Genomic DNA, 22,842 nt, shown 5'->3' with positions numbered 1-22,842 from the left:
ATAAAGCAAGTCATACAGGCAAGCGACCTTTGCGCTCTGAATGCCCGAAAAAAGCAACATCTAGGATGATATTGCTTTGACCGTTTAAGTTACTTTAAAGATGAATCAGCGGGATTGGAGATTGTGTACTGAACTGTAAATTGGGTACAGGCTGTAGCACTTCACCCAAGCTGTATTGATCTAAGCTTTGATAAAACTGTTCCATTGCCTGATTGAGAATGCCTTTTAGTCCACATTGCGCACGCAGCACGCAGGGCGGGGTATTACACTCTACAATTTGATTTTCACCTTGCAGGATTCTCACCACATGACCTAAACGCAAAGGCAATGCTTCAGGATGCAAGCGAATCCCGCCACCTTTACCACGAGTGGTAATTAGCCATCCTTGCTTACCCATAAAGTGAACGATTTTTACCAGATGGTTCTGGGAAACATGCAAATCCTGTGCAATTTCCGCAATGGTATAGGGTACATCTCGAGGACGCGAGATATACATTAAAATACGCAGCGCATAGTCGGTGAATTTATTTAATTGCATGATCGCACAGATGTTTTTTTTAAATACAAATAAATTAAGGCTAGTCTAGCATAACTAGACTAGCCTTACCTATTAGCTTTTAACGCTTTAGATTAGTGGCGAACACCACCTGTACCAAACGCTTCGCTATGGATTTGCTCATCTTTGATGCCACGCGCAAGTAAAGCTTTACGCTGTTCTGCCATGAATGGCATTGGACCACATAAGTAGTAATCTGCATCGGCTGGTAATAGCGCTGCATCTACAGTGCTGAGGTCTAAACGACCTGCAACATCGTAATCTTGACCCAGTACATCACCTTCGTTCGGGAACTCATACGCAGTCAACGTATGAATACGTGGACATTTTGCAGTTAAGTCTTGGAGATGCTGTTTCATGGCATGTACTTGTTTGCTACGACATGCGTGAATAAATGTCACAGGTTGTGGCACATCTAAAGTCACCAATTGATTCAACATTGCAATCATTGGTGTTAAGCCAACGCCGCCACTAATGAAGACATTGCGTTTGTTGCTGTCGATGAGGAAGAAGTTACCTGTTGGTGCAGATACTTCAACTTCAGAACCTTCTGGTAATTGGTGCAATACGTTCGATACCCAACCTGCAACTTTATCTGCACCATTGCCTGGCTCACGTTTTACAGAAATACGTAAGTAATCTTGTTGTGGGCTAGTCGATAGCGTGTATTGACGTGGTTGCTTCAAGCCAAGTTCAGGTACAAATACGCGTACTGAAATATATTGACCTGCTTCGTATTTTGGTAAATCGCCACCATCTACTGGCTCGAAGTAGATTGAAGTGATTTCGTCACTTTCTACAACTTTCTTGGCAATTTTGAAATTACGCCAGCCTAACCAGCTGCCTTTAGTTTGTTCGTGTTGTTCGTAGATTGCACGTTCAGCATTAATAAACACTTCTGCTAACTGACCATAAGCAGCTGCCCATGCATCAATTAGAGGATCTTCCATTGAAATATTTAATACTTCGCTAATAGAGTGAAGTAGGTTTTCGCCCACAATATTATAGTCAGGTGCTTGAATGTTTAAGCTCACGTGTTTGTGGGCAATCAATTCAATCACAGGCGCAAGCACAGAAGGATCTTCAATGTTTTCAGCATAAGCCAATACAGCACCTGCAAGCGCTTGAGCCTGCGCACCACTACGTTGGTGACCCATGTTAAAGGTTTCTTTTAGATCAGGATTATTCCCCAACATGCGGTTATAGAAATAACCAGTCAGTGCGACACCATTTTCACGGAGTACAGGAACAGTTGCTTTTACAAGGTCAATTTGCTGTGGAGTCATGTTCGATCTCTCATGGCTGTTATTTATAAGATGTATTCAAAATACATCTTATAAATAAGGATTGCAAACATTTTTTTGTGAAACCTTAAAAAAAATATGGATTATAAAAATATCCCATTATTTTTAAAGTTTTTATGGGGTTTGTAGATGTGACAGCGAGAGGTTTGTAAGTGTTCATTTAGGTTTTGGATGGTGCATCCATGAATGAAATCTATACAAACCTCATCGTTTATAACATGCTATTTCTTACCAAATAATGACCCTAACAAACCTCGTACAATTTTCTGCCCAGTAGAACCGCCTAAGCTGCGTGCTGCGCTTTTGGCAAAGGTACCCACAATATCTTGAGTCAGTTTTTCACGCTGTTTGGCAGCGCGTTCTGCTTCTTTTTGCTGTTCGCGGGCTAGACGTTCTTGCTCGCGCGCTTGTTGTTTGGCCAGTGCTTCGGCTTCTTTTGCCTCTTGCTTGGCGCGAGCTTCAGCTTCTTTGGCTTCAATTTTAGCTTGTTCTGCTGCTGCGGCTAGTTGCTGACGTTGTTCAACTTTTTGTTGCAGCATTTCATAAGCACTTTCACGATCTAATTGCTGCTCATACACACCTGCAATAACACTCTGGCTGATACAGGCTTGACGTTCTTCTGTGCTAATTGGGCTAAACGATGAGTAGGGCGGCATTACCCAAGCGCGTTCTACAATTTGCGGTGTGCCTTGTTCATCTAAGCAACTAATTAAGGCTTCACCTACCGCAAGTTCGGTAATGGCTTGTTCAACTTTAAAGTCTGGGTTGGCACGGAATGTATCTGCGGCAGTTTTTACTGCTTTTTGGTCTTTGGGTGTAAAAGCACGTAAGGCATGCTGAACACGGTTACCCAATTGTCCCAATACGCTTTCAGGCAAGTCCAGCGGGTTTTGGGTCACAAAATAAATCCCCACGCCTTTAGAGCGAATTAAGCGTACCACTTGTTCAATTTTTTCTTGTAGCGCGCTGCTGGCATTGTCAAATAACAAGTGTGCTTCATCAAAAAAGAACACCAGTTTTGGCTTGTCCATATCGCCCACTTCAGGCAATTGTTCAAACAGTTCTGATAACATCCATAATAAAAAGGTGGCGTACAGTTTTGGCGTGTTCATGAGTTTGTCTGCAGCCAAAACATTAATATTGCCGCGTCCCTGACTGTCAGTTTGAATAAAATCCAAAATATCCAAACTCGGCTCACCAAAGAATTTATCACCGCCCTGATCAGCTAAAGCCAGTAAATTGCGCTGAATCGCACCCAAACTGGCTGGAGAAAGATTGCCATACTCAGCTTTAAATTCACTGGCGTGTTCGCTGACATAGGTCAGCATGGCTTTTAAATCTTTAAAATCAATCAGTAATAAACCCTGATCATCGGCAATACGGAATACCGCAGACAACACGCCCTCTTGGGTGTCATTCAGGTTCAGCATTTGCGCCAATAATAACGGGCCAATTTCAGAAATGGTGGTACGAATCGGATGACCTTGTTCGGCAAATAAATCCCAAAACACCACAGGAGATGCTGCAAACGGAATGCTTTCGATACCTAAGCTCTTAATACGTGCATCAAACTTTGGGCTGCTGCTGCCTGCTTTGGCTAGACTGGAAACATCGCCTTTGGCATCGGCTAAAAATACGGGTACACCAATTCGTGAAAAGCTTTCTGCCAAGACTTTTAAGGTGACGGTTTTACCTGTACCTGTTGCACCTGCAATTAAACCGTGGCGGTTGGCAAACTGTGAATGTAAAACCACGTCTTGTTGAACGTCGGCAGTTTTTTTACCAATAACGATTGCTGTACTCATATTTTTATCCTGATTTATATAGCTATTGTTAAAATGATGATCTGTGCTGCATTAGTCGCTGAAGCGTTGTAAGGCATTTTGAATATCGTGAATTAAATCTGCAGGATGTTCTAGCCCAATACAAAAACGCACCAATAATCCTTCAGCCAAGTGAGAGTGCTCTAGGGTACGCATGGACTTGAGATCGTAAAGCATCACTAAACTTACGGGGCCGCCCCAGCTAAAGCCGAGTTTAAATAAAGATAGTGCATCACAGAATTGGCGTACAGCGGCTAAATCATATTCAGGCTTAAAAATCACACTGACCAAACCTGCGCTGTGTCCATCGCGGCAAATTTCTTTCCAATACGCATGCCCCGCAGATGTGGCATCGGCAGGGTGCAACACCTGAGCAAATTGTGGTTGTAGTTTCAGCCAGTTGAGTAATTCAATTGTGCTTTTTGCTTGGTGCTCATAACGTAGTTGCATCGAAGCCAAACTGCGTTGTACTTGCGCGACATCATCCCCCGATACGCAAATACCTTGAATGGCATGCATACGAAACAGTTGATGATGTAAGTGTTGATCACGGGTCACGACAGACCCCATTAAAATGTCACCACCACCACTTGGGTATTTGGTCAGGGCATGCACGGTCATATCGACACTTAAATGTTCATTGCCAAAATCAAAAGCATTAAAGGCAAGACCTGCACCCCAGGTATTGTCCAGTGCAGTCAGAATGTTATGGGCTTGGGCTTTTTTTACCAGACCAATTAAGTCCGGAAACTCCAGTGTCACCGAACCAGCCGCTTCGAGCCATAACAGTTTGGCTTTATCGCTTGGGCTAAAGCTTTCTACCTCCAACGGGTTATAGACCTTGACGGCAATGCCATAACGCTGCTGCAGATTACGCAGATGCTCCATATTCGGACCATAAATATTGTCCGGAACCCAGACCTCATCACCCTGGCTTAACAAGCAGGAATTGACCAGATTAATCGCAGAGAGGCCGCTCGGCGCCAGCAGGTGATACAGACCGCCTTCGATCTGCGCGATGTGATCACCTAACGTAAAGGTCGTCGGTGTGCCATGTGTGCCATAGCTATAATCATAAGCATCAGTCCAGTGTCGATTAAACAGTGCATCTGTGTTTTCAAAGATAATGGTCGATGCACGAAATAGGGGAGGCTGTACCGTTTGAATATATTGTGGGGCACGTCTTGGTGCATGAATTAAAGCAGTTTGAGCATTTTTCTTCACAGGTTCACTCAGAAAATAAGCAAATATTGAGTTTAGCTTAAGAGAAATACTGGCTTTAGGCTATAAAAAGCTGCACTACAAGACATGCCTTGAACTTGGCGCTATTTTTGCAGAAGCTGAAGTATAGAAAATACAAAGGATGATCCAGATGAAAGCACCACTAAGCGTGCATTATTTTCAGCATAGTGCAGGTGAAGGTTTTGGAAGTTGCTATGACTATTTAAAGCAGATGGGGGCGAATATCACTGCAACCGAATTTTTTGCTTTACCGCCTGAGCAAAATATTGAAATTGAAGCCTTACCCAAAGTTGAAGATATTGACCTGTTAATTGTGATGGGCGGTGCCATGAGTGTAAATGATGAAGTACATTATCCATGGTTAAAAACAGAAAAACGCTGGATTAGGCGTTATTTGGCGATGGGTAAACCTGCAATCGGTTTGTGTTTAGGTGGGCAGATGATTGCCAATGCGTTGGGTGCAGCAGTGAGTCCTAATCCTGAACAGGAGCGCGGTTGGCATCCTGTCTATAAAGTCGAAAATATACCAGAAAGCTGTTTCCAAATGCCTGATCAAATCTCAGTGATGCAGTGGCATGGCGAAACTTTTGAATTACCTAAGGGCGCGGTAAGACTTGCCAGTAATGCCGCTTGCACCAATCAACTGTATCAAATTGGGAAAAACGTACTAGGATTTCAGTTCCATCCAGAAATTACCCCACGGGCTTTGCAGTTGTTTTTGGACAATGCTGAAATGAAACCTGCATTTTCAGGCATGTATGTACAACCCGCGCATGAATTAAAACAGATGTCTGCAGCACAATTTCAGGCAGGCAACCAATTAATGAATCGTGCAATAGATTATGTTTTAGCACAAAGCAAACTTAGGGAATAAAGTCATGGATTGTGGAGTGAACACAAAAAATGAAAGTTAGTCATGGTGAGGATGATTTGCGCTGTCAAGGTAGAGGAAATGGTCAAAAAGCAGATTACCTACATTTACACTCAATAATTGGATAGGAATGCTGCCTAACTCATATATAAAGTGCTAATCGTATATTTTAAAAAGAGAAATCGGCAGAGCGTGAAAAATAAAGCAATAAAGCCAAAAAGAGATTTGCTTATGCATTAAACAATCGTTATAATGGGCGACCCTTTATGCAAGGGGGTTAACTGCGAAGAAAGTAGTTAACATCGTGACAGTCGTGGCATCGATCATGACCTTAGTGATAATTCACTGCCTTTGACACTTGCCTTAAATTAGTGGGGTGAGATGCGTCAAGGGTGATTCTTTATATATTTGGCTTGGAGTTAACTGGTATGTCTAACCAGAGAATTCGTATCCGTTTGAAGTCTTTTGATCATCGTCTGATCGATCAATCTGCTCAAGAAATCGTAGAAACCGCTAAGCGTACTGGCGCACAAGTTTGTGGTCCAATCCCGATGCCAACTCGCATCGAACGCTTCAACGTTTTAACATCACCACACGTAAACAAAGATGCGCGCGACCAGTATGAAATCCGTACTTACAAGCGTTTGATCGACATCGTTCAACCTACAGATAAAACTGTTGATGCGTTGATGAAATTAGATCTAGCAGCTGGTGTTGATGTTCAGATTGCATTGGGTTAAGGCTTTCGGTTAATTAACACTCTAAGTTAATTAGGCCGCTTTTTTAGAGGTTTATGCACATGGCTATTGGTTTAGTCGGTCGCAAGTGCGGTATGACCCGTATCTTTACAGATGCTGGTGTTTCTGTACCTGTTACAGTGATTGAGGTTGATCCTAACCGCATCACTCAAATCAAAACGCTTGAAACAGATGGTTATCAAGCAATTCAGGTTACTACTGGTGAACGTCGCGAATCTCGCGTAACTAACGCTCAGAAAGGTCACTTCGCTAAAGCGGGTGTTGCTGCTGGTCGTTTAGTTCAAGAATTCCGTGCTACAGAAGCTGACCTTGAAGGTCGTGAAGTTGGCGGAACTATCGGTGTAGATTTGTTCACAGTAGGTCAGATCGTTGACGTAACTGGTCAGTCTAAAGGTAAGGGTTTCCAGGGTGGTGTTAAGCGTTGGAACTTCCGTACTCAAGACGCTACTCACGGTAACTCTGTTTCTCACCGTGTTCTAGGTTCTACAGGTCAAAACCAGACTCCTGGTCGCGTATTCAAAGGCAAAAAAATGGCTGGCCATTTAGGTGCTGAACGCGTAACTGTACAGGGTCTTGAAATTGTATCTATCGACACAGAGCGTTCAGTTCTTGTTGTTAAAGGTGCGATTCCTGGTGCGACTGGTGGTGACGTAACTGTACGTCCTACGATCAAGGCTTGAGGGGAAATAACGTGAATTTAAATACTGTTTCCGGCTCTGCTGTTGAGTTATCTGAAGTTGCGTTCGGTCGTGAATTCAATGAAGCACTTGTACACCAAGTTGTTACAGCTTACTTAGCTGGTGGTCGTCAAGGCTCTAAAGCTCAGAAATCACGTGCAGACGTTGCTGGCGGTGGTAAAAAACCATTCCGTCAAAAAGGTACTGGCCGCGCTCGTGCTGGTTCTATTCGTAGCCCAATCTGGGTTGGTGGTGGTAAAACTTTTGCTGCTCGTCCACAAGATTGGTCTCAAAAAGTTAACCGCAAAATGTACCGCGGTGCAATGCAATGTATCTTAGCTGAACTTGTTCGCCAAGATCGTCTTGTATTGGTTGAAGAGTTTGCTGTTGAAGCTCCTAAAACTAAAGAGTTGCTTGCAAAACTTAACGACTTGAATGCAACTCGCGCATTGATCGTAACTGAAGCTGTAGATGAGAATCTATATCTTGCAGCGCGTAACCTTCCACACGTTGATGTGGTTGATGCTACTGCAATCGATCCTGTTAGCTTGATCGCGTTCGACAAAGTTGTAATGTCTGTTGCTGCTGCTAAGAAAATTGAGGTAGAACTCGGATGAACAACGAACGTTTATATCAAGTCCTACAAGGACCTGTATTTTCAGAAAAAGCACAAGTTTTAGGCGAAACTGCTGGTGTTCAAGTGTTCAAAGTTGCATTAAATGCAAACAAACTTGAAATCAAAAAAGCAGTTGAGCAATTATTTGGTGTGGAAGTTGTTAAAGTTAACACGACTATCACTAAAGGTAAGACTAAGCGCTTTGGTCGTACATTAGGACGCCGTTCTGATGTTAAAAAAGCATACGTCACCCTGAAAGCTGGCCAAGATGTTGAAATGGCTGACTTGGGCGATACCGCTGAAAGCGCAGCGGAATAAGGACGAAATTTATGCCGATTCAAAAATGTAAGCCAACGTCTCCAGGACGTCGCTTTGTAGAGAAAGTCGTTCACGACCATCTTCACAAAGGTGCGCCTTATGCGCCGTTGGTAGAAGCTAAAAAACGTACTGGTGGTCGTAACAACAACGGTCACATTACTACACGTCACGTTGGTGGTGGTCATAAGCAACACTACCGTATCGTAGACTTCAAACGTAACAAAGATGGCATTCCTGCTGTTGTAGAGCGTATTGAATACGATCCAAACCGTACTGCACACATCGCATTGTTGAAGTATGCTGACGGTGAACGTCGTTATATTATTGCGCCTAAAGGTTTACGTGCTGGTGATCAAGTTCAATCTGGTAACGATGCTCCAATTCGTCCAGGTAACTGCTTACCACTTCGTAATATGCCAATCGGTGCTACTCTTCACAACATCGAACTTAAAATCGGTAAAGGTGCTCAATTAGCGCGTTCTGCTGGTACTTCGGTTCAATTGTTGGGTCGTGACGGTTCATACGCTATCGTTCGTCTACGTTCAGGCGAAATGCGTAAAGTGCACGTTGAGTGTCGCGCTGTGTTAGGTGAAGTATCTAACTCAGAAAGCAACCTTCGTTCACTTGGTAAAGCAGGTGCTTCGCGCTGGCGTGGTGTTCGTCCTACCGTTCGTGGTATGGCAATGAACCCGGTTGATCACCCGCACGGTGGTGGTGAAGGGCGTACTAAAGGTATCCAACCTGTAAGCCCATGGGGTCAAAAAGCTAAAGGGTACAAGACACGTACCAACAAGCGTACGACTAAGATGATTATTCGCGACCGTCGCGTTAAGTAACAAGTAAAGGAATCTGACAATGCCTCGTTCTCTGAAAAAAGGCCCATTCGTCGATGCGCACTTGTTCGCTAAGGTTGAAGCGGCAATCGCGGCTAATAACCGTAAGCCGATCAAAACTTGGTCGCGTCGTTCGATGATCCTCCCAGATTTTGTTGGTTTAACAATTTCTGTTCACAATGGTCGTAACCATGTTCCAGTGATTATCTCTGAACACATGGTTGGTCATAAACTCGGTGAATTCGCGCCAACTCGTACCTATCGTGGTCACGGTGTTGACAAGAAGTCTAAACGTTAATAGGTGCTATGATGGAAGTAACTGCTAAATTACGCGGTGCCGCTATCTCGGCACAAAAAGCACGTTTGGTTGCAGATCTTATCCGCGGCAAATCTGTTGCGCATGCACTTAACATTTTAAACTTCAGCAACAAAAAAGCTGCTGTTTTAGTTAAGAAAGCATTGGAATCTGCAATTGCAAATGCTGAACACAATAACAGTTTAGATGTAGACGACCTTAAAGTATCTACGATTTACGTTGATGAAGGCATGAGCCTTAAACGTATTATGCCACGTGCTAAAGGCCGTGCAGATCGTATTACTAAGCGTACTTGTCACATCACCGTTAAGGTAGGGGTTTGATATGGGTCAGAAGGTTCATCCAATCGGTATCCGCCTAGGTGTTGTGAAACGTCATAACGCTAACTGGTATGCGAATCCGAAACAATACGCTGAATACTTGCTTAAAGACCTTCAAGTTCGTGAGTTTTTAACTAAAAAACTTAAGAACGCAATGGTAAGCAATATTCTTATCGAACGTCCAACGGGTGCTGCTAAAGTAACAATTAGCACTGCGCGTCCTGGTATCGTAATCGGTAAAAAAGGCGAAGACATTGAGAAATTACAACGCGAATTAACATCTATTATGGGTGTTCCTGCGCAAGTAAGCATCAACGAAATTGACCGTCCAGACTTAGATGCACGTTTAGTTGCTGAAGCAATCGCTTCTCAATTAGAAAAGCGTGTAATGTTCCGTCGTGCTATGAAGCGTGCGGTACAGAACTCTATGCGTGCTGGTGCTAAAGGTATCAAAGTTGAAGTTTCTGGTCGTTTAGGTGGTGCAGAGATTGCACGTACTGAATGGTATCGTGAAGGTCGTGTACCTTTGCATACACTTCGTGCGGACATCGACTATGCAACTATGCGTGCTGAAACTACTTACGGTACGATTGGTGTTAAAGTTTGGGTATTCCGTGGTGAAATCTTGGGTGGCATGAAGCAAGTCATGAACCCAGCACCTGCTGAAGAACGTCCAGCTAAACGCGGTCGCGGTCGTAGTGAAGGTCAAGAGCGTCGTGGTCGTCGCAATGATCGTTCTGCTGAAAAAGGAGAATAATCCATGTTGCAACCTAAACGTACTAAATTCCGTAAGGTGCAAAAAGGCCGTAACACTGGCTTAGCGCACCGTGGTAGCTCAGTATCTTTCGGTACTATCGCTCTTAAATCAGTTGAACGTGGTCAAATGACTGCGCGTCAAATTGAAGCGGCACGTCGTACAATCAGCCGTCGTATTAAGCGTGGTGGTAAGATCTTTATCCGTGTATTCCCAGACAAACCAATTACTTCTAAGCCTCTTGAAGTGCGTATGGGTAAAGGTAAAGGTTCTGTGGAATATTGGGTTTGTCAAATCAAACCAGGTAAAGTCTTGTACGAAATTGATGGTGTGAACGAAGAATTGGCACGTGAAGCATTTACGCTTGCTGCTGCTAAACTTCCGTTTAAAACCACTATCGTGACTCGGACGGTAATGTAATGAAAACTAAAGATCTACGTGAAAAGTCGGTAGAAGAGTTGACAGCTTTGCTTGATGAGCAACAGCTTAACCAATTCCGTCTTCGTATGGCGAAAGCAACTGGTCAATTGGGTAAATCGCATGAAGTTGCGCTTACTCGTAAAACTATTGCACGCATCAAGACCCTCCTTACCGAAAAACAGGGGAACGGGCAATGAGTCAAAATACAGTCCGCACGTTAACTGGCAAAGTTGTAAGCGACAAAATGGAAAAATCTATTGTTGTCCTTATTGAACGCCAAGTTCAACACCCGTTGTATGGCAAATTGATTCGCCGTTCAACCAAATTACACGCTCATGATGAGAACAATACCGCCAAGATTGGTGATGTTGTAACCATCAAAGAAAGCCGCCCAATGTCTAAAACTAAGTCATGGACTTTAGTTGAAGTTGTTGAAGCTGCTGCTGAGTAATTAACGTTCTTGTTGCATCATCGGTCAATTTCGAGTACTCTTTGAGCCTTTCGAAATTGTGACCGGTGATGCTCGGTTTTGGAGTAGGGCAATGATTCAAACCGAAACGATGCTTGACGTAGCTGACAACAGTGGTGCTCGCCGCGTACAATGTATTAAAGTACTAGGTGGTTCACATCGTCGTTATGCTTCTGTTGGCGACATTATTAAAGTTACTGTAAAAGAAGCTATTCCACGCGCACGTGTTAAAAAAGGTGACGTGATGAATGCTGTTGTTGTACGTACAAAGTTCGGTATTCGTCGTCCAGACGGTTCTGTGATCCGTTTTGATGATAACGCTGCTGTTATTTTGAATAACAACAAAGCACCGATTGCAACTCGTATTTTCGGACCAGTGACTCGTGAACTTCGTACTGAACAGTTCATGAAAATCATTTCATTGGCTCCTGAAGTTCTATAAGAGGCAATCATGGCTAAGATTAAAAAAGGCGATCAAGTAATTGTGATCGCAGGTAAAGAAAAAGGCAAACAGGGTACTGTTCTGTCAGTTTCTAATGACCGTGTTAAGGTCGAAGGTCTTAACTTGGTTAAGAAGCACCAGAAGCCAAACCGTGCTACGGGCGCTGAAGGCGGTATCGTAACGCAGGAAGCTTCGCTTCATATCTCAAACGTGGCAATTTTTAATGCTACAACCCAAAAGGCTGACCGTGTTGGTTACCAAACGATTGATGGCGTGAAAACTCGCGTTTATAAATCGAATGGTGAATCAGTGGCGGTGGCGAAGTAATAGGTTGAAATAGGCAATGGCCAGACTTAAAACACGTTACAACGACGAACTTAAGGCTCAATTACAAGAACAATTGGGCGTTAAGAATGTGATGGAGATCCCTCGCATCACTAAAATTACCATCAACATGGGTGTTGGTGCTGCAGCTGCTGACAAGAAATTGTTAGATGGCGCTCTTTCTGATATGCAAGCTATTGCTGGTCAAAAACCAGTTTTAACATTAGCTCGTAAATCAATCGCTGGTTTTAAAATCCGTGATGGTTGGCCGATTGGTTGTAAAGTTACTTTACGCGGCGAACGTATGTACGAATTCTTAGACCGTTTGATCTCTATCGCGATCCCTCGTATCCGTGACTTCCGTGGTTTCTCTTCGAAATCATTTGATGGTCGTGGTAACTACTCTATGGGTCTCAAGGAACAAATCATGTTCCCTGAAATCGATTTCGATAAGATTGATCAAATTCGTGGTATGGACATCACCATTACTACGACTGCTCGCACCGATGACGAAGGCCGTGCGCTTATGCGTGCATTCGGCTTCCCGTTCAAATAAGAGGTCGATATGGCTAAGAAAGGTATGATTAATCGCGAATTGAAACGCGAAGCTACTGTTGCTAAATACGCTGCAAAACGTGCTGAATTAAAAGCAACGATTGCAAACGTAAATGCAAGCGACGAAGAGCGTTTCGAAGCGATGATGAAATTACAAGCATTACCACGTAATGCGTCTCCAGTACGTCTTCGTAACCGTTGTGGTTTAACTGGTCGTCCTCATGGTTACTTCCGTAAGTTCGGTTTAAGCCGTAACAAATTACGTGACACAGTAATGCAAGGTGATGTACCGGGCGTTGTTAAGGCAAGCTGGTAAGGAGCACTATAAATGAGTATGCAAGATACCGTTGCCGACATGCTAACGCGTGTTCGTAACGCTCAAATGGCAAAGAAACAAACTGTTTCTATGCCTAATTCTAAGTTGAAGGTTGCTATTGCAAACGTACTTCAACAAGAAGGTTATATCGCAAATGTAGAAGTGGCTGACAACGAAGGCAAACCTACATTAACGATTACTTTAAAATACTATGAAGGCAAACCAGTTATCGAAACTGTGAAACGCGTAAGCCGTCCAGGTCTACGTCAGTATCGCGGTAAAGATGCACTTCCAAGCGTTAAGCAAGGTTTAGGTATTGCAATCGTTTCTACAAGCAAAGGCATCATGACTGATCGCGCTGCACGTGCTGCAGGTATCGGTGGTGAAGTTATTGCTTTTGTTTCTTAATAATAGGTGATTCCTCATGTCTCGTGTGGCTAAAGCCCCAGTAACTGTACCTAACGGTGTTACAGTTACTCAGAACGGCCGGCAGGTCGAAGTGAAAGGCAGCAAAGGTACATTGTCTTTCAACCTGCATGCGCTGGTCGAGCTAAAACAGGAAGACGGTATTTTAGCTATTGCTCCTAAAGCTGAGTCGAAAGACGCTTGGATGCAAGCTGGTACTGCTCGCGCTGTGCTTAACAACCTTGTAAAAGGTGTGAGCGAAGGCTTCGAACGTAAGTTGCAATTGATTGGTGTTGGTTATAAAGCTGCGGTAAAAGGTAACGTTGTTAACCTTAACCTTGGTTTTTCACACCCAATCGATTACACCCTTCCTGAAGGTGTGACTGCAGAAACTCCAACTGCAACTGAAATTATCCTTAAATCTGCTGATAAAGCAGCTTTAGGTCAAGTTGCTGCGGATATCCGTGGATACCGTCCACCAGAGCCATATAAAGGTAAAGGTGTTCGTTATTCGGATGAAGTTGTTCTTCGTAAAGAAGCTAAGAAGAAATAAGGCGCGAGGTTCTTATGAACGAAAAGAAACAATCCCGTTTGCGTCGTGCGAAAAGCACACGCTTGCACATCCGTGCATTGGGTGCGACTCGTTTGTGTGTAAACCGCACGCCGCGTCACATCTATGCTCAAGTTATTTCAGCAGATGGTGGCAAAGTTTTAGCGCAAGCTTCAACTTTAGATGCTACTTTACGTGCTGGTACAACTGGTAACGTTGAAGCAGCTCAAAAAGTAGGTGCTTTAATTGCAGAACGCGCGAAAGCAGCTGGCGTAACTAAAGTTGCGTTTGACCGTTCTGGTTTTAAATATCATGGTCGTATCAAAGCCTTGGCTGATGCTGCTCGTGAAAACGGCTTGGAGTTCTAATCATGGCTAAAGTTGAACAAAACGAAGGTCTTGTTGAAAAGCTGGTTGCCGTTGATCGCGTAGCCAAAGTTGTTAAAGGTGGTCGTATCTTCTCTTTCACAGCATTAACTGTTGTAGGTGATGGTAATGGTCGCGTAGGTTTTGGTCGTGGTAAAGCACGTGAAGTTCCAGCTGCTATTTCTAAAGCACTTGAAGCTGCACGTCGTAACATGATCACTATCGAATTGGCAGATGGTACTTTACAACACCCGATTCATGCGCGTCATGGTGCAAGCCGTGTTTACATGCAACCAGCATCTGAAGGTACTGGTGTAATTGCGGGTGGTTCTATGCGTGCAGTTTTAGAAGCTGCAGGTGTACGTAACGTATTGACTAAATGCCGTGGTTCTACTAACGCTGCAAACGTAGTGAACGCAACTTTTAACGGTTTGCGTGACATGACAACTCCTGAAAAGGTTGCTGCGAAACGTGGTCTTTCAGTAGAACAAATTCAAGGGTAATCAATCATGAAAACGATTAAAGTTACCCAGACTAAATCTGCATCGCACCGCTTGAAAAATCACAAGCTTAGCCTTAAAGGTTTAGGTCTGCGTCGTATTGGTCATACTGTAGAAGTGCAAGATACGCCTTCTAACCGTGGTATGATCAACCAAGTCTACTATATGGTTAGTGTAGAGGAATAAGCCATGACTCTGCGTTTAAATGAACTTGCACCTGCAGAAGGTGCTAAGCGTGAAGCCCGTCGTCTAGGCCGTGGTATCGGTTCTGGCGTTGGTAAGACTGGTGGTCGTGGTATCAAAGGTCAAAACTCACGTAAGAGCGGTGGTACACGTCCTGGATTCGAAGGTGGTCAAACTGCGTTATATCGTCGTTTACCTAAATTCGGTTTCACTAGCCAAATCGCTTTGAAAACTGCTGAAGTACGTTTATCTGAGCTTGCTAAAGTGGAAGGCGACATCGTTAGCCTTGAAACTTTAAAAGCAGCGAACGTTGTACGTAAAGATATGGCTCGTGCTCGTATCGTACTTTCTGGTGAAATTACTCGCGCATTCACTATTCAAGGTGTTGCTGTGACTAAAGGCGCTAAAGCTGCTGTTGAAGCGGCTGGCGGTAAAGTCGAGGAGTAATCCCCAGTGTCTATGTCTCCTAGTTCTTCAGGTCATGTTCACATGATGAAAGGCCAACCATTTCACGTGAAATACCGTGAAATTATACGCCGAATGATGTTTCTCATTGGTGCGTTGTTGGTATTTCGACTAGGAGCGCATATTCCAGTACCAGGCATTAATAATGCCGCACTTGAACAATTGTTTAATGCAAACCAAGGTACAATCCTTGGTTTGTTTAACATGTTTTCGGGTGGTGCATTAGAGCGGATGTCGATTCTTGCTTTAGGGATCATGCCATACATTTCTGCTTCGATTATCGTACAGTTGATGTCTACCGTGGTTCCTTCGCTTGAAGCTTTGAAAAAAGAAGGCGAGCAAGGCAAACGCAAAATTAATCAATATACGCGCCAAGGCACATTGTTTCTTGCACTTGTGCAAGCGATTGGGATGTGTGCAGGTCTGATTGGTCAAGGTATTACCTTAACGTCAGGTCTGGCTTTTTACGTTCCAGCTGTGACCTCTTTGGTTGCAGGCACAATGTTCTTAATGTGGTTGGGTGAACAAATTACCGAACGCGGAGTGGGCAATGGTATTTCCATGATCATTTTCGCAGGTATTGTTGCAGGCTTGCCTAATTTAATTATGCAATCCTTCACATCTATTGATAGTGGCCAGTCAAGCCTGATTGGTTTGGCAATTTTTGGTTTATTGTCTTTGGGTGTACTTGCAGCAATTGTGTTTATTGAGAAGGCGCAGCGTCGTATTCCAGTAAACTATGCTCAAAAACAACAAGGTCGTCGTGTATTTACTGCTCAGCAAACGCATTTGCCATTAAAAATTAATATGGCAGGTGTGATTCCAGCAATTTTTGCCAGTTCATTGCTTTTGTTCCCAGCGAGCTTAGGTCAATGGGTCGGCAGTGCGGATCCTAGTGCTGGATTAATCAAGCGTAGTCTACAAGACTTGGCATTGGTATTGTCGCCTGGACAACCGTTGTATTTGGTGCTCTTTGGTGCGTTAATTATCTTTTTCTGTTACTTCTACACTGCGCTGGTTTTCAGCCCTAAAGAAGTTTCGGAAAACTTGAAACGCAGCGGAGCTTATGTGCCTGGTATTCGCCCAGGTGAGCAAACTGCTCGTTACTTAGATCATATTCTCAGTCGTTTGACCTTTATTGGCGCGATTTACATCACTGTAGTCTGCTTAATGCCGATGATTCTACAAAGCTCATTTGGAATTCCATTTAGCTTAGGTGGTACATCATTATTAATCGTTGTAGTGGTTGTGATGGACTTTATGGCTCAGCTTCAAGCACATCTCACCTCGCACCAGTACGATAATCAAACGTTAATGAGAAAAACGACTGCTCATCCTAAGGGATAAGCGCACTTAGAGGTTTCATCATGAAAGTACAAGCTTCTGTAAAGAAAATTTGTGGTAGCTGCAAAGTTATCCGTCGTAATGGGGTTATTCGCGTAATTTGCAGCGCAGAACCTCGTCATAAGCAGCGTCAAGGTTAATTTGATTAAGACCTGTTGATTTCAGTAGGCTAATTAGGTTATTATCCGCCCCTCAAGATTTTTGTGGGGCGGTTGATTATCTTAACTGCCTTTTTGGAGAAAATTGAATGGCTCGTATTGCCGGTGTAAACATTCCGGATAACAAGCACGCTGTTATCTCTCTCACTTATATCTTTGGTATTGGTCGCCACACTGCTAAGACTATCTTAGCTGCTGCTGGTATCGCACCAACAACAAAGATCCGTGAATTAGATGACGCTCAGCTTGATGCGATTCGTGCAGAAGTTGCTAAGGTTCCGACCGAAGGTGACTTACGTCGCGAAATTTCCATGAACATTAAACGTTTAATGGATTTAGGCTGCTACCGCGGTCTTCGTCATCGTCGCAGCTTGCCTGTCCGTGGTCAACGCACCAAAACTAACGCACGTACCCGTAAAGGTCCGCGCAAACCGATTAAGAAATAAGATTTCTGGAAGCTAAAAGATGGCTAAAGATACTCGCACACGCAAGAAGGTCACTCGTACCGTCTCTGAAGGTGTTGCACACATTCACGCTTCTTTTAATAACACCATTGTGACCATTACCGATCGTCAAGGTAATGCACTGGCTTGGGCTACCTCAGGTGGACAAGGCTTCCGTGGATCACGTAAATCAACTCCGTTCGCTGCTCAGGTAGCTGCTGAAGTTGCTGGTAAAGCTGCTTTAGATTACGGTTTGAAAAACTTGGACGTCCTTGTTAAAGGTCCTGGTCCAGGTCGTGAGTCTGCGGTTCGTGCATTAGGTGCAGTGGGTTATAAAATTAACAGCATTACCGATGTGACTCCAATCCCTCACAACGGTTGCCGTCCACCTAAAAAACGTCGCGTGTAAGGAGAAACATTCATGGCTCGTTATATTGGTCCAAAATGCAAACTCTCTCGCCGCGAAGGGACAGACCTGCAACTAAAATCCGGCGTTAAACCATTTGACGTCAAAACTAAAAAACACGCTAAAGCTCCTGGCCAACATGGCGGGGCTCGTGGTGGTAAGCAATCTGAGTACTCACTACAATTACGTGAAAAACAAAAAGTACGTCGTATGTACGGTGTTTTAGAGCGTCAATTTAGTAACTACTATAAAGAAGCTGCTCGTGTGAAAGGCGCAACAGGTGAAAACTTGTTGAAATTGCTCGAAAGCCGTCTTGATAACGTTGTTTATCGCATGGGTTTTGGTTCTACACGTGCAGAAGCTCGTCAGCTTGTATCTCACCGTAGCATTACTTTAAATGGTCGTCGTGTTAACATTGCGTCTATTCAAGTTAAAGCTGGTGATGTAATTGCAGTTCACGAAGGTGCAAAACAACAATTACGTATTAAAAACGCAATTGAATTGGCTGCTCAACGTGGTATCCCTTCATGGATGGAAGTTGACCATTCTAAATTTGAAGGTACGTTTAAAGCTGCACCAGATCGTTCTGATTTACCTGCTGAAATCAACGAAAGCTTGATTGTAGAATTGTATTCTAAATAATCCTTGAGGTAGCAATAATGACGCGTACTGCAAATGAGTTTCTTACTCCGCAAGCGATCAAGGTCGAAGCGGCAAGCGGGACCTCGGCAAAAGTTATTCTAGAACCATTAGAGCGTGGCTTTGGTCACACTCTTGGTAATGCTTTACGTCGCATCCTTCTTTCTTCTTTACCTGGCGCAGCTGTGGTAGAAGTTGAAATTGAAGGTGTCGAGCACGAGTACAGTACTTTGGAAGGCTTGCAGCAGGACATCGTCGAGCTCTTGCTGAACCTGAAAGGATTGTCTATTAAGCTGTTCGATCAAAATGAAGCTTATTTGACATTGGAAAAACAAGGTCCAGGCGATGTAACTGCTGCAGACCTTCGTTTACCGCATAATGTTGAAGTGGTTAACCCTGAACACTTGATTGGCACTTTAAGTGCTACAGGCAATTTAAAAATGCGCCTGAAAGTTGCTCAAGGTCGTGGTTATGAAACATCTGATTCACGTTTCCCAGAAGGCGAAACTCGCCCTGTAGGTCGTTTGCAGTTAGATGCTTCTTATAGCCCAATCAAACGTGTGTCTTACATCGTAGAAAATGCGCGTGTAGAACAACGTACTGACCTTGACAAGTTGATCATTGATCTTGAAACCAATGGTACAGTTGATCCAGAAGAAGCAATCCGCAAAGCGGCAACAATCTTGCAACAACAAATTGCAATTTTTGTTGATCTTCAGAAAGATCAAGCTCCTGTTGCTCAAGAGCCTCGTGAAGAAGTTGACCCAATCTTGCTTCGTCCAGTAGATGATCTAGAGCTTACTGTTCGTTCTGCTAACTGTTTGAAAGCAGAAAATATTTACTACATTGGTGATCTTGTACAGCGTACTGAAGTTGAGCTACTTAAAACGCCTAACTTGGGTAAAAAATCGCTTACAGAGATCAAAGATGTTCTGGCTTCTAAAGGCTTACAGCTCGGCATGCGTTTAGAGAACTGGCCACCGGCTAGTCTCCGTATGGACGATCGTTTCGCCTATCGTAGCCGTTAATTAAGTAGGACTATCACCATGCGTCATCGTAATAGTGGTGTGAAATTAGGCCGTACAAGCAGCCATCGCAAAGCGATGTTCCAAAACTTGGCTAATTCTTTGTTCGAACACGAGTTAATCAAAACAACTGTTCCTAAAGCAAAAGAATTACGTCGTGTTGCTGAGCCTTTAATCACTTTAGCTAAAAACGATACAGTAGCAAACCGTCGTTTAGCGTTTGCTCGTACTCGTTCAGCAGCAACTGTTGGTAAATTATTTACCGTTCTTGGCCCTCGTTACAAAGAGCGTAACGGCGGTTATCTACGTGTTCTTAAAGCGGGCTTCCGTGCGGGTGATGCTGCACCGATGGCTTACGTTGAGCTTGTAGATCGCGAAGTTAAATAATTTCGCCAAGAATAACGCACGTTGTTCAGAAAAAGACCGGTTCTACCGGTCTTTTTTTATGAAAAAAATAAGTTGATCTCAAAAATGATCAAATTGTCCCGAATTGATATAAATTTTAGTAACTTTTGCCAAACTTGACATTGTGTATTGTCAAATTTATGCTTTAATAAAAAACATCATTCAAGCTGGACAATAAAACATGGATAAGCAGGTTGATATATTAATTATTGGGGCAGGGATTTCGGGCATTGGTGTAGCAGCACATTTAAGTCAAAACTGCCCACAGCGTTCTTTTGAAATTATTGAGCGTCGTCAAAGTTTTGGTGGCACTTGGGATTTATTCCAATATCCGGGCATTCGTTCAGATTCGGATATGTCGACCTTTGGTTATAATTTTAAGCCTTGGAAGAAAACCAATGTACTAGCCGATGGCGCATCTATCAAAGGTTATTTAGCAGAAGTCATTCAAGAAAAAGCCTTACATTCAAAAATTCATTTTCAGCATCGTGTGCTATCCGCCAATTATGACTCTCAAACACGTAAGTGGACGTTACGCATAGAAAATGCAGAACAACAGATTGAAACTTGGGTGGCTAATTTCGTTTTAGGCTGTACAGGCTATTACAACTACGATCAAGGTTTTCAGCCAGATTTCCCCAATCAGCAGGCATTTAAAGGTACATTTATCCACCCACAGCATTGGCCTGAAAATTTAGATTATCGTGGTAAAAAGGTGTTAATTATTGGTAGTGGTGCAACCGCCATTACCTTAGTCCCTGCCATGTCGAAAGGTGGTGCAGCGCATGTCACCATGCTGCAACGCTCACCGACATATATTGCTTCAGTGCCTGCAATGGATTTTGTTTATCAGCAAATGCGTAAAGTTTTGCCTGAAGATGTTGCTTACAAAATCACGCGCGCACGTAATATTGGCATGCAACGCGCAATTTATGCTTTAGCACAAAAACAGCCGAAATTACTGCGGACTTTGTTGCTGAAATCTATCCAAATGCAGCTCAAAGGCAAGGTGGATATGAAGCATTTCACACCACATTATAATCCGTGGGATCAGCGTTTATGTGTTGTGCCTGATGGTGATTTATTTAAGATTTTACGCGAAGGACATGCCTCGATTGAAACTGATCAAATTGCTAGTTTTACTGAAACAGGTGTGCAATTAAAATCAGGTAAACATTTGGATGCCGATATTATTGTGTCTGCGACAGGTTTGAATATTCAAATTCTAGGCGGTATTCAAGCCACAATTGATGGTGAGCCTTTGGATACCTCCAAACACATGCTGTATCAAGGTGTGATGGTCAGCGATGTGCCGAATATGGCGATGATTATTGGCTATATTAATGCGTCTTGGACACTTAAAGTGGATGTGGCTGCGGATTATATTTGTCGTTTGCTCAATTATATGGATCGACAAGGTTATGACGAGGTGATTCCTCAAGGTGACCAAACAGAGTTGTTAGAAGATACGGTGATGGGCAGTTTGAGTTCGGGCTATATCGCACGTGCTGCTGATGTGATGCCAAAGCAAGGCAAACATGCGCCATGGCGAGTCACTAACAATTACTTAGAAGATCGCAAAACTTTAAAACAAGCAAGCTTTGAAGATGGTATTTTAAAGTTCAAACAGGCTGTGCCTGCACAGCAGCGTAAACCTAAATTAGTGTCTTAAATCGTTGGGTGCAAAAATAATATGGTGCAAGGGATTTAAAATCTCTTGCGCCATTTTTATGTTGAGGTGGAAATTTTATAAAGAACGTGAAATCAGCTCTTTCATAATTTCATTGGTGCCTGCATAAATACGATTGGCCCGATTGTCTAAGTAAGCACGTGCAATTGGATACTCAAGCATATAGCCATAACCACCATGCAGTTGTAGACATTCATCCACCACTTTGGAGTACATCTCTGAAATTTTATATTTGGCGGCCGCTGCAGCTTCAACACTGAGCTGATCTTGAAGTTGTAACTGCATACATTGATCTAAAAAAGCACGACAGAAATCAATTTCGGTGCGTAATTCTGCCAGTTTAAAGCGCGTATTTTGAAAGCTATGAATACTTTTGCCAAAGGCTTGACGTTGCTGAGTATATTGCAGTGTATGTGCAAAAGCAGCTTCTGCACCTGCTTGGCAAATAATCGCGACAATTAAGCGTTCCCAAGCCAGTTCTTTCATCAGCATGATAAAGCCCATGCCTTCTGTACCCAATAAATTGCTGCGAGGCACGCGGACATTATCAAAAAATAATTCGCAAGTGTCCTGACCTTTCATACCAATTTTATTCAGTGGTTTGCCTTTGCTAAATCCCGCACGGTCTGCTTCTACCAATATTAAAGACAGATTGGCTGAACCTTTGTCTGTGTTCGCTGTTTTACATACCACAATCGCCATGTCGCACAAATAGCCGTTGGTAATAAAAATTTTAGAACCATTAATCACGTATTCATCGCCATCCAATACCGCAGAGGTACGCACAGCTTGTAAGTCTGAACCTGTACCGGGTTCGGTCATGGCAATCGCGGTTATCACTTCGCCTGTGGCCATGCGGGGTAACCAGTGTTGTTTTTGTTCAGTTGTGCCAAAGTTATTAATGTAATTGGCGACAATATCTGAATGCAGTGAAAAACCGGTAGCACTGTCACCTGCATAGGCTTGTTCTTCAATCAAAATCATGCTGTATAAGCGGTCTACCCCTGAACCTGCATATTCTTCAGGCATGGTGCTACACAGCAAACCCAAAGTACCTGCTTTACGCCATAGCTCACGGTCTACATGCTGCTGCGCTTCAAATTTTTCAGTATGGGGGATGACTTCCTGCAAATAGAATTTTCGTACCAAATCACGAAAACTGTCGTGTTCAGCATTGAATAAGGTGCGCGGTAACATATTGGCAATGGGGCGAATTGCGGCAGATTGCATGGTTTTATCTTCCTGATGTTGTTATTTTGAATTCACCTTAGAAGAATTTATAGGGGGCAACAAGGTGCAAAAGTTTCAATTGCAAATGAAAGATGATGCTTTTGGTCAATGCTGCATAAA

Annotated in this window: 34 protein-coding genes and 1 pseudogene; 30 read left to right on the top strand and 5 right to left on the bottom strand. The window is 43.4% G+C overall.

Annotated elements, in window-relative coordinates:
- Positions 1 to 94: 94 nt before the first annotated feature.
- From J4G44_RS01000 to J4G44_RS00985, 4 genes are all read right to left on the bottom strand, one after another.
- The gene (locus J4G44_RS01000) at positions 95 to 538 is read right to left on the bottom strand and encodes an RrF2 family transcriptional regulator (RefSeq protein WP_004974689.1); all 444 of its coding nucleotides are present in this window, start codon (positions 536 to 538) and stop codon (positions 95 to 97) included.
- 92 nt (positions 539 to 630) lie between these two features.
- Positions 631 to 1,842: an NO-inducible flavohemoprotein gene (gene hmpA, locus J4G44_RS00995; protein ID WP_004974691.1), complete on the bottom strand. Its 1,212-nt coding sequence runs from the start codon at positions 1,840 to 1,842 to the stop codon at positions 631 to 633.
- 239 nt (positions 1,843 to 2,081) lie between these two features.
- On the bottom strand, positions 2,082 to 3,665 hold the full coding sequence (locus tag J4G44_RS00990) for a helicase HerA-like domain-containing protein (RefSeq protein WP_096901360.1): 1,584 nt from the start codon (positions 3,663 to 3,665) through the stop codon (positions 2,082 to 2,084).
- 51 nt (positions 3,666 to 3,716) lie between these two features.
- Entirely contained in the window at positions 3,717 to 4,907 is a 1,191-nt protein-coding gene (locus J4G44_RS00985; protein ID WP_207973759.1) for a PLP-dependent transferase, read from the bottom strand.
- Between the two features lie 148 nt (positions 4,908 to 5,055).
- Here J4G44_RS00985 and J4G44_RS00980 point away from each other — a divergent pair, with 148 nt between their 5' ends.
- The 30 genes and pseudogenes from J4G44_RS00980 to J4G44_RS00835 all read left to right on the top strand — a co-directional run bounded on the left by J4G44_RS00980 (position 5,056) and on the right by J4G44_RS00835 (position 21,474).
- Complete coding sequence (locus J4G44_RS00980) at positions 5,056 to 5,799, top strand: type 1 glutamine amidotransferase (protein ID WP_180008678.1); 744 nt, start codon at positions 5,056 to 5,058, stop codon at positions 5,797 to 5,799.
- 425 nt (positions 5,800 to 6,224) lie between these two features.
- Positions 6,225 to 6,536, top strand: coding sequence for a 30S ribosomal protein S10 (rpsJ, locus tag J4G44_RS00975; RefSeq protein ID WP_000070912.1), 312 nt, complete (start codon positions 6,225 to 6,227; stop codon positions 6,534 to 6,536).
- A gap of 59 nt (positions 6,537 to 6,595) precedes the next feature.
- A complete protein-coding gene (rplC, locus tag J4G44_RS00970) occupies positions 6,596 to 7,234 on the top strand; it encodes a 50S ribosomal protein L3 (RefSeq protein ID WP_026438075.1) in 639 nt (212 codons plus the stop codon).
- Positions 7,235 to 7,245: 11 nt separating this feature from the next.
- The gene (rplD, locus tag J4G44_RS00965) at positions 7,246 to 7,848 is read left to right on the top strand and encodes a 50S ribosomal protein L4 (RefSeq protein WP_004974702.1); all 603 of its coding nucleotides are present in this window, start codon (positions 7,246 to 7,248) and stop codon (positions 7,846 to 7,848) included.
- Entirely contained in the window at positions 7,845 to 8,165 is a 321-nt protein-coding gene (gene rplW / locus J4G44_RS00960) for a 50S ribosomal protein L23 (RefSeq protein ID WP_004974703.1), read from the top strand. The genes rplD and rplW overlap by 4 nt, the downstream gene beginning before the upstream one ends.
- 11 nt (positions 8,166 to 8,176) lie before the next feature.
- On the top strand, positions 8,177 to 9,001 hold the full coding sequence (gene rplB / locus J4G44_RS00955; protein ID WP_004974706.1) for a 50S ribosomal protein L2: 825 nt from the start codon (positions 8,177 to 8,179) through the stop codon (positions 8,999 to 9,001).
- A 19-nt stretch (positions 9,002 to 9,020) separates the two neighbouring features.
- Positions 9,021 to 9,296 (top strand): 30S ribosomal protein S19, encoded by a 276-nt coding sequence (gene rpsS / locus J4G44_RS00950; RefSeq protein ID WP_004673001.1) that lies wholly within the window; start codon positions 9,021 to 9,023, stop codon positions 9,294 to 9,296.
- Between the two features lie 11 nt (positions 9,297 to 9,307).
- Positions 9,308 to 9,637, top strand: coding sequence for a 50S ribosomal protein L22 (gene rplV / locus J4G44_RS00945; RefSeq protein WP_001982638.1), 330 nt, complete (start codon positions 9,308 to 9,310; stop codon positions 9,635 to 9,637).
- Position 9,638: 1 nt separating this feature from the next.
- Positions 9,639 to 10,455, top strand: a pseudogene (gene rpsC, locus J4G44_RS00940) (30S ribosomal protein S3).
- Complete coding sequence (rplP, locus tag J4G44_RS00935; RefSeq protein ID WP_004691317.1) at positions 10,395 to 10,808, top strand: 50S ribosomal protein L16; 414 nt, start codon at positions 10,395 to 10,397, stop codon at positions 10,806 to 10,808. The pseudogene rpsC and the gene rplP overlap by 61 nt, the downstream one beginning before the upstream one ends.
- Positions 10,808 to 11,005, top strand: coding sequence for a 50S ribosomal protein L29 (gene rpmC / locus J4G44_RS00930; protein ID WP_004650482.1), 198 nt, complete (start codon positions 10,808 to 10,810; stop codon positions 11,003 to 11,005). The genes rplP and rpmC overlap by 1 nt, the downstream gene beginning before the upstream one ends.
- A complete protein-coding gene (rpsQ, locus tag J4G44_RS00925) occupies positions 11,002 to 11,259 on the top strand; it encodes a 30S ribosomal protein S17 (RefSeq protein ID WP_004974714.1) in 258 nt (85 codons plus the stop codon). The genes rpmC and rpsQ overlap by 4 nt, the downstream gene beginning before the upstream one ends.
- A gap of 91 nt (positions 11,260 to 11,350) precedes the next feature.
- Positions 11,351 to 11,719, top strand: a complete 369-nt coding sequence (rplN, locus tag J4G44_RS00920) for a 50S ribosomal protein L14 (protein WP_001982634.1) — start codon at positions 11,351 to 11,353, stop codon at positions 11,717 to 11,719.
- Positions 11,720 to 11,728: 9 nt separating this feature from the next.
- The gene (rplX, locus tag J4G44_RS00915) at positions 11,729 to 12,046 is read left to right on the top strand and encodes a 50S ribosomal protein L24 (RefSeq protein WP_004974717.1); all 318 of its coding nucleotides are present in this window, start codon (positions 11,729 to 11,731) and stop codon (positions 12,044 to 12,046) included.
- A gap of 16 nt (positions 12,047 to 12,062) precedes the next feature.
- Positions 12,063 to 12,599: a 50S ribosomal protein L5 gene (gene rplE / locus J4G44_RS00910; protein WP_004974719.1), complete on the top strand. Its 537-nt coding sequence runs from the start codon at positions 12,063 to 12,065 to the stop codon at positions 12,597 to 12,599.
- A 9-nt stretch (positions 12,600 to 12,608) separates the two neighbouring features.
- On the top strand, positions 12,609 to 12,914 hold the full coding sequence (gene rpsN, locus J4G44_RS00905) for a 30S ribosomal protein S14 (protein WP_004825185.1): 306 nt from the start codon (positions 12,609 to 12,611) through the stop codon (positions 12,912 to 12,914).
- Between the two features lie 12 nt (positions 12,915 to 12,926).
- Positions 12,927 to 13,322: a 30S ribosomal protein S8 gene (rpsH, locus tag J4G44_RS00900; RefSeq protein ID WP_004974720.1), complete on the top strand. Its 396-nt coding sequence runs from the start codon at positions 12,927 to 12,929 to the stop codon at positions 13,320 to 13,322.
- Between the two features lie 16 nt (positions 13,323 to 13,338).
- Positions 13,339 to 13,872: a 50S ribosomal protein L6 gene (rplF, locus tag J4G44_RS00895; protein WP_004974722.1), complete on the top strand. Its 534-nt coding sequence runs from the start codon at positions 13,339 to 13,341 to the stop codon at positions 13,870 to 13,872.
- Between the two features lie 14 nt (positions 13,873 to 13,886).
- Entirely contained in the window at positions 13,887 to 14,237 is a 351-nt protein-coding gene (gene rplR / locus J4G44_RS00890) for a 50S ribosomal protein L18 (RefSeq protein ID WP_004281497.1), read from the top strand.
- 2 nt (positions 14,238 to 14,239) lie between these two features.
- Entirely contained in the window at positions 14,240 to 14,737 is a 498-nt protein-coding gene (rpsE, locus tag J4G44_RS00885; protein WP_004974725.1) for a 30S ribosomal protein S5, read from the top strand.
- Between the two features lie 6 nt (positions 14,738 to 14,743).
- Positions 14,744 to 14,920, top strand: a complete 177-nt coding sequence (rpmD, locus tag J4G44_RS00880) for a 50S ribosomal protein L30 (protein WP_004786899.1) — start codon at positions 14,744 to 14,746, stop codon at positions 14,918 to 14,920.
- A 3-nt stretch (positions 14,921 to 14,923) separates the two neighbouring features.
- On the top strand, positions 14,924 to 15,364 hold the full coding sequence (gene rplO, locus J4G44_RS00875) for a 50S ribosomal protein L15 (RefSeq protein WP_004974728.1): 441 nt from the start codon (positions 14,924 to 14,926) through the stop codon (positions 15,362 to 15,364).
- A 45-nt stretch (positions 15,365 to 15,409) separates the two neighbouring features.
- The gene (gene secY / locus J4G44_RS00870; protein ID WP_171062591.1) at positions 15,410 to 16,729 is read left to right on the top strand and encodes a preprotein translocase subunit SecY; all 1,320 of its coding nucleotides are present in this window, start codon (positions 15,410 to 15,412) and stop codon (positions 16,727 to 16,729) included.
- A 20-nt stretch (positions 16,730 to 16,749) separates the two neighbouring features.
- Positions 16,750 to 16,866: a 50S ribosomal protein L36 gene (gene rpmJ / locus J4G44_RS00865; RefSeq protein WP_000867907.1), complete on the top strand. Its 117-nt coding sequence runs from the start codon at positions 16,750 to 16,752 to the stop codon at positions 16,864 to 16,866.
- Between the two features lie 107 nt (positions 16,867 to 16,973).
- The gene (gene rpsM / locus J4G44_RS00860; protein WP_004974734.1) at positions 16,974 to 17,330 is read left to right on the top strand and encodes a 30S ribosomal protein S13; all 357 of its coding nucleotides are present in this window, start codon (positions 16,974 to 16,976) and stop codon (positions 17,328 to 17,330) included.
- Between the two features lie 19 nt (positions 17,331 to 17,349).
- Complete coding sequence (rpsK, locus tag J4G44_RS00855; protein WP_001040166.1) at positions 17,350 to 17,736, top strand: 30S ribosomal protein S11; 387 nt, start codon at positions 17,350 to 17,352, stop codon at positions 17,734 to 17,736.
- Between the two features lie 12 nt (positions 17,737 to 17,748).
- Positions 17,749 to 18,375, top strand: a complete 627-nt coding sequence (gene rpsD / locus J4G44_RS00850; protein WP_004974744.1) for a 30S ribosomal protein S4 — start codon at positions 17,749 to 17,751, stop codon at positions 18,373 to 18,375.
- Positions 18,376 to 18,392: 17 nt separating this feature from the next.
- Positions 18,393 to 19,400, top strand: coding sequence for a DNA-directed RNA polymerase subunit alpha (locus J4G44_RS00845; protein WP_004974745.1), 1,008 nt, complete (start codon positions 18,393 to 18,395; stop codon positions 19,398 to 19,400).
- Positions 19,401 to 19,418: 18 nt separating this feature from the next.
- Positions 19,419 to 19,784, top strand: coding sequence for a 50S ribosomal protein L17 (gene rplQ / locus J4G44_RS00840; RefSeq protein ID WP_004974746.1), 366 nt, complete (start codon positions 19,419 to 19,421; stop codon positions 19,782 to 19,784).
- A 199-nt stretch (positions 19,785 to 19,983) separates the two neighbouring features.
- The gene (locus tag J4G44_RS00835; protein WP_207973757.1) at positions 19,984 to 21,474 is read left to right on the top strand and encodes a flavin-containing monooxygenase; all 1,491 of its coding nucleotides are present in this window, start codon (positions 19,984 to 19,986) and stop codon (positions 21,472 to 21,474) included.
- 75 nt (positions 21,475 to 21,549) lie between these two features.
- Here the strand turns inward: J4G44_RS00835 and J4G44_RS00830 are convergent, their stop codons facing one another.
- Positions 21,550 to 22,722, bottom strand: coding sequence for an acyl-CoA dehydrogenase family protein (locus J4G44_RS00830; protein WP_207973756.1), 1,173 nt, complete (start codon positions 22,720 to 22,722; stop codon positions 21,550 to 21,552).
- Positions 22,723 to 22,842: the final 120 nt, after the last annotated feature.

This window comes from Acinetobacter towneri (assembly GCF_017498585.1).
Taxonomy (GTDB): domain Bacteria; phylum Pseudomonadota; class Gammaproteobacteria; order Pseudomonadales; family Moraxellaceae; genus Acinetobacter; species Acinetobacter towneri.
This window is presented reverse-complemented; position numbering and strand designations above follow the sequence as displayed.